This is a genomic window from Amycolatopsis sp. NPDC004747, assembly GCF_053601335.1.
Genome location: NZ_JBSGBQ010000071.1, coordinates 1 through 4,944, shown reverse-complemented (window position 1 = coordinate 4,944; position 4,944 = coordinate 1). Strand labels below are relative to the sequence as shown.

6 protein-coding genes are annotated in these 4,944 nt (G+C 72.0%); 4 read left to right on the top strand and 2 right to left on the bottom strand.

Annotation, left to right across the window (positions count from 1 at the left end; all coding sequences use genetic code 11):
• On the top strand, positions 1-362 hold a 362-nt coding region (locus ACWEGE_RS46800), incomplete at its 5' end, for a MarR family winged helix-turn-helix transcriptional regulator (protein WP_449666985.1).
• Here the strand turns inward: ACWEGE_RS46800 and ACWEGE_RS46795 are convergent.
• Together ACWEGE_RS46795 and ACWEGE_RS46790 are read right to left on the bottom strand one after the other, a co-directional pair.
• Positions 359-760, bottom strand: a complete 402-nt coding sequence (locus tag ACWEGE_RS46795; RefSeq protein WP_449666984.1) for a DUF1304 domain-containing protein — start codon at positions 758-760, stop codon at positions 359-361. The genes ACWEGE_RS46800 and ACWEGE_RS46795 overlap by 4 nt on opposite strands.
• Positions 757-1,170: a cupin domain-containing protein gene (locus tag ACWEGE_RS46790; RefSeq protein ID WP_449666983.1), complete on the bottom strand. Its 414-nt coding sequence runs from the start codon at positions 1,168-1,170 to the stop codon at positions 757-759. The genes ACWEGE_RS46795 and ACWEGE_RS46790 overlap by 4 nt, the downstream gene beginning before the upstream one ends.
• Before the next feature lie 88 nt (positions 1,171-1,258).
• Between ACWEGE_RS46790 and ACWEGE_RS46785 the strand changes: the two genes are divergently transcribed.
• The 3 genes from ACWEGE_RS46785 (at position 1,259) to ACWEGE_RS46775 (ending at position 4,425) form a co-directional block, all read left to right on the top strand.
• Entirely contained in the window at positions 1,259-2,281 is a 1,023-nt protein-coding gene (locus ACWEGE_RS46785; protein ID WP_449666982.1) for a helix-turn-helix transcriptional regulator, read from the top strand.
• Between the two features lie 141 nt (positions 2,282-2,422).
• On the top strand, positions 2,423-4,084 hold the full coding sequence (locus ACWEGE_RS46780) for a hypothetical protein (RefSeq protein WP_449666981.1): 1,662 nt from the start codon (positions 2,423-2,425) through the stop codon (positions 4,082-4,084).
• The gene (locus ACWEGE_RS46775; protein ID WP_449666980.1) at positions 4,084-4,425 is read left to right on the top strand and encodes a hypothetical protein; all 342 of its coding nucleotides are present in this window, start codon (positions 4,084-4,086) and stop codon (positions 4,423-4,425) included. Before ACWEGE_RS46780 ends, ACWEGE_RS46775 begins: the two co-directional genes overlap by 1 nt.
• The last annotated feature ends 519 nt before the right edge of the window (positions 4,426-4,944 follow it).

Below are 4,944 nucleotides of genomic sequence, written 5' to 3'. Positions count from 1 at the left end.
ATCACCAGTTCCCGGCTGACGCTCATCGCCGTGCCGGTGACGTAGTTGTCCAGAAGGGAGGCGTAGGTGACGGCGGGCGTCAGGCCCGCGCCGTCCTCGCCGACGCGCTCGACTGGGAGAAGAGCCGCGTCGCGCACCTGCTGACGCGGATGGAGAACCGCGGCCTGGTGGCGCGGATCGAGGACGGCGCCACCGGCAGGCGCACCGGGATCGAGCTGACCGCCGAAGGCCGTCGGACGGCGGAGAGCGCGGTCCGCGCCCACGGCGCCAACATCCGCCGTCTCGTCCTCGACCGGCTCACGCCCGAGCAGGCCGCGGCCATCCGGACCTGGAGCGAGCAGCTGATCGAACAGAGCTCCTAGAGCAGCGCCGCGACCAGCGCGGCCAGTGGCGGCACGGCCTGCGCAAGGGCACCGCCCCGGCCCGCCCCGCGGGGGCGGCTGAGGGCGAGCGCGTCCGACACGCCCAGGGCGATCCCGGCCAGCAGCATGAACCCGCAGGAGTAGAGCACCAGCCACCGCCCGGCCTCGGCGTGGCCGCTGTGCAGCAGGACCAGCCCGAGCACCGGGCCGGCCGCCATGAACAGGTTGTAGAACCCGACGTTGAACGACCACAGCCGGGTGGCGGGCAGGTTCGCCGACGGGATCTTGAAGATGCCCTCGTGCACGCCCGGCCGTTCGAACAGCACCACTTCCCAGGTGAAGGCGAGCAGGTGCACCAGCACCGCCACCCCGGCGAAGACCTGCGCGAGGGCGTTCACGGCACGAGCTCGATGCCGTGCCGCCCGGCGATCTCCGGGATCTTCTCCGGCGTCGCCTGGTCGACGGCGCGGAAGAACCGGCCCATCCCGTCCGTCAGGCACACCGCGAGGAACTGCGCCGACGGCGTGTGCACCGTGAAGGTGTTGGCCGCACCCGCCGGGATGCTGATCGACGCCCCGGGGCCGAGGTCGTGGAGCTCGCCGTCCACGTAGACGGTGATGCGCCCGTGCAGCACGTAGAAGCTCTTCGGCCAGGGCTCGGTGTGCGGCGGGACCGACGGCCCGCGCGGCGCGTCGACCTCGAACACCTCGTACGCGCCGCCGGTGTGCTCCGCGCCGACCTTGACGGTGATCCGCGCGTCCTTGGTGTCGAGTTCCGGGCCCTGGCCCGGCGCACTGAAGTGGGTCATGGCGACGACGCTAGGAACGCCCGGGCGGACGGGCCATCCCGGAAATGTGGGATACCGCGCGCCGCGGCGACCGGCGCATACTGCGTCCGTGTGGGACGGCCGGGCGCAGGGAGTGCGGCGGGAGGTCGCCGCGCTCGCGACGGCGGGCCTCGGCGTCGCCGAGCTGCACGCCGCCGCCATCGAGCTGGTCGACCGCGTGGTGCCCGCCGAGCTGACCTGCTGGGCGTCGCTCGACCCGGACACCGCGGTGATCAGCTCGATGACCAGCGGCCGGGCCCGCATCCCCGGCGAGTACGAGCCGCTGCTGGCGACCTACGAGTACGACGGCGCCCAGCCCCACACCTTCGCCGAGCTGGCGCGCCGTCCGGTGCCGGTAGCGCGCCTGTCCGACCTGCCCCGCCGGGCCGCCGAGCGCAGCGGGCGGCTCACCGAGGTCTGGCGGCCGCTGGGGCTCGGCCACGAGCTGCGCGTGGTGTTCCGGGTCGACGGGACGTCCTGGGGCGCGGCCGGCCTGGTGCGGCGCGGTGAGTTCGGCGACCGCGAGGTCGAGTTCCTGACCTCGGTCGCGCCGGCACTGGCGGCGGCGACGCGGGTGGCCGCGCGGACCCGCGGGGCGGGGAGCGGGGGCGAACCGGCGATCGTGGTGGTCGGCCCGGACGGCAGGCAGCGGGCGGCCACCGCGGCGGCCGCGGGGTGGCGCGCCGAACTCGACGAGATCGCCCCGGGCCGGTTCGCCGTCCTGCTGCGCGCGGTGGTGACCGGGGCCCGCGCGGCGGCGACCGGGACGTTCCGCGCCCGCGTCCGCGACGCCCACGACGGGTGGATCGTGCTCCACGCCAGCCGGTTGGTGACCGGCGACGGCGACGGTGAGACGGCCGTGACGTTCGACCGCGCTTCGGGTGCCGAGCTGCTGGGCGTCCTGCTCGCCGCCTACGGGCTGACCACCCGGGAGCGCGACGTCTGCCGGGAAGTGCTCGCCGGACTGTCCACAACGGACATCGCCGCCCGGCTGGCGATCTCGGCGCACACGGTGCAGGACCACCTCAAGTCGGTGTTCGGCAAGGTCGGGGTCCGCAGCCGCGGGGAACTGACCGCGAAGCTGCTGTCCTGACCGTTCCGGTTCCGGAACGATGCCGGATTGCTGGCGGAATTACCGTTCCGCTTTGCGGCACTGCATGCTAGCTTCTGCAACTTGCGGGGGAGCGCGCCGTCGGGCGACCGGCGCCCCCTGGTCTGACACGGGGGAGGCGGCATGGCCGACGACACCACGCGCTACCTCTGCGCGGCCTCTTACCTCGATCCCGCCTTCGGCAAGCGGGCCATCACGGAGTTCCTCGTCGAGCCCACCCGTCCGGTCCCGCCGTCACCGGGCCTCGACGCGGGCCGCGTGCTCACCGAGGCAGTGCGGGCGCGGGCGCGCCGCAAGAACTTCGACGGCCTGCTGGTGGTGCTGATGGCCGTCGTCATCGGGCTGCTGTGGGACAACCCGCTGCTCTACGGCTGGATCGTGCTGTCACTGCTGCTCATCGTCGGCCGGGCCGGGAAGGGCGCCTCCGCGCCGGAGAAGGGGATCAACCCCAAGACGGCGTTGTTCGTGGGGCTGGCGATCGTCGTGGTCTGGCTTTTGGTGTCCTATTGGGACGAACTGTTCGATTCCTCCGGGAGCCGGTACCCCTCCCGGTACTACGACGTGGACCCCTACGAGGTGTCGTCCGGCGGCGACACCGCCCGGACGGTCATCGGCATCGTGCTCGCCGTGGTGGTGTGCGTGGCCGTCACGATCGAGCGGTGGTCCCTGTGGAACCTGCTGACGACGCGCTTCCGGCGGCTCGGCGGCACCCCGGACAGCGGCGGCGGCAGCCTCACCGGCTTGCTCACCGAAGACTTCCGGGACCAGCTCGCCCGCTACCAGGCGGGTGCGCAGCCCGTCGACGCACCGGGGGCGCCCTTGGTGGTGTACCGCGGGTACAACCCGTTCGTGGGCGCCGGTTTCCGCCGGGACGCCTGGTCCATGGCGGTCCCGCTGGAGCGGGTCGAAGACGGCGAAGACCGGCCGAAGCTGACCACCGAGACGCTGTACGACGGGATCCGCGCGGCGATCGCGGACCTCCGCCAGGCGAGCGCGCTGTCGCCGGACCACCGGCTCGGCGGCCTGACGGTGACCGAGGCGGTGTTCACCCCGGCCACCGAGCTCGTCGACCACCTGGGGACCCCGGAAACCGCCGCCTACCTGCCGGACATCGAGCGCCCGCCGCACACCCGGCTCGGCGCGGCCGACGTCGCCCGGCTCCGCACGGAACCGAAGGAATGGGCGCGCTACTACCTGTCCTTCCAGGTGGAGACCTGGGACCGGGACCTGGTGCTCACGACGTTCCTGCACGCCGCGGTGGACGACACGACGCTGTACGTCGAGTGGACGCCGTACATGCTGCCGCCGATCCGGGCCGAGTACCGCGCGGTGGACAAGATGCGGCCGGACTCGCTGCGCCCGCTCGGCCAGGGGCTGCTGGCCTGGCTGGAGATGCCGGCGAGCCTGCCGGGCCGGATCATGAACCTCGCGTCGTGGATCCGGCAGCCGAAGCGCGAGCCGGGCGTCCTGGACCCGGACCGCTACGGCGCCGCGAACACGCTGCGCGAACTCGCGTCGGTGAACCGGTTCGCCGACTACTTCCAGCTCGTCGACATCGCGCGGTACGAGAAGATCATCGAAAGCCGGCTGCTGCCGGCGATCGGCAAGCTCCTCGCCGACGCCGGCTTCTCGACGGCGAAGTTCGAGGCACAGGCGGCGGTCGTGATCAACAACGACGTCACCATCCGCGGCGACAACCGTGGCACGATCACCCAGACCGGGCTGCGCACCCCGCCCCCGGACCCGCCCGCGGCCCCCGGCCGCCCGGCCAAGACGGAGACCTGATGGGCCACCGCATCACGAACAAGGTCAGCATCGGCGGCGACAACTCCGGCGACATCACCCAGACGGGCATCGAAGCCGGCGGCGCGGAGGCAGCGCTGACGTCGCTGACCGAGCTGGTCGAGCGGCTGTCGGCCGAGGTGCGCGGACGCGACCTGGCGAAGCAGGAGGTCCTCGAGGACACGCTGACCGACCTCGCGGCGGACCTGCGCGCGGGCGACACCGCGGAGCCGGCGGTGGTGCGCAGCCGTTGGGAGAAGGTCAAGGGATTGCTGGGCGGGGTGGTGCAGTTCTCCGAGCTGGTGGCCAAGATCTCCGACCAGGTGCAGAAGATCTTCGGCTGAGGGGGAGTTGTCCACAGGGGATGTCCAAATCGGAGCCGAACTGGCGGCCGACGACGTGACCGGGCCTCTCCGCCCTGAATCCCAGACGCCCGCCAAACCGGCGGCCGGGCACGCAAGGCAGCCAACGACGTCACCAGACCTCCCCCGCCTCTCATCCCAGCCTTCTCTTCAGCCGGCGGTCGGGTTTGTCAAGGCACGCTTTCCCGCCTTGACAAACCCGAGCGGCGGCTGAAACTCCTACCGGAGGGGCGGGGGAGGTCGGACCCGCCCTGCCGCGGCAGAGCAAAGCCGCGGCAGAAGCGGAGAAGGCGGCGAAAAGTCTGCCGCCGCTCTAAAGATTGTCCTCGGCCGGACGGGCAATGTCGCTAAGTTAGGGGTGTCCAGGCGGGGCTGGGCTGTGACACGCGCTGCGCGTATCCGTTGCCTGAGTGGATTTCGTTCTACGATGTGCGCATGCCTCGGGTGGGTCAGAAGAAAAGTTCGGGTGGCTCGCCGGTGGCAGATGTCCGGCTGTCGGAT

Bases quoted from the DNA above. Each gene is read 5' to 3' on its own strand.
- ACWEGE_RS46790 (WP_449666983.1), bottom strand. From the start codon at position 1,170: ATGACCCACTTCAGTGCGCCGGGCCAGGGCCCGGAACTCGACACCAAG.
- ACWEGE_RS46780 (WP_449666981.1), top strand. From the start codon at position 2,423: ATGGCCGACGACACCACGCGCTACCTCTGCGCGGCCTCTTACCTCGAT.
- ACWEGE_RS46775 (WP_449666980.1), top strand. From the start codon at position 4,084: ATGGGCCACCGCATCACGAACAAGGTCAGCATCGGCGGCGACAACTCC.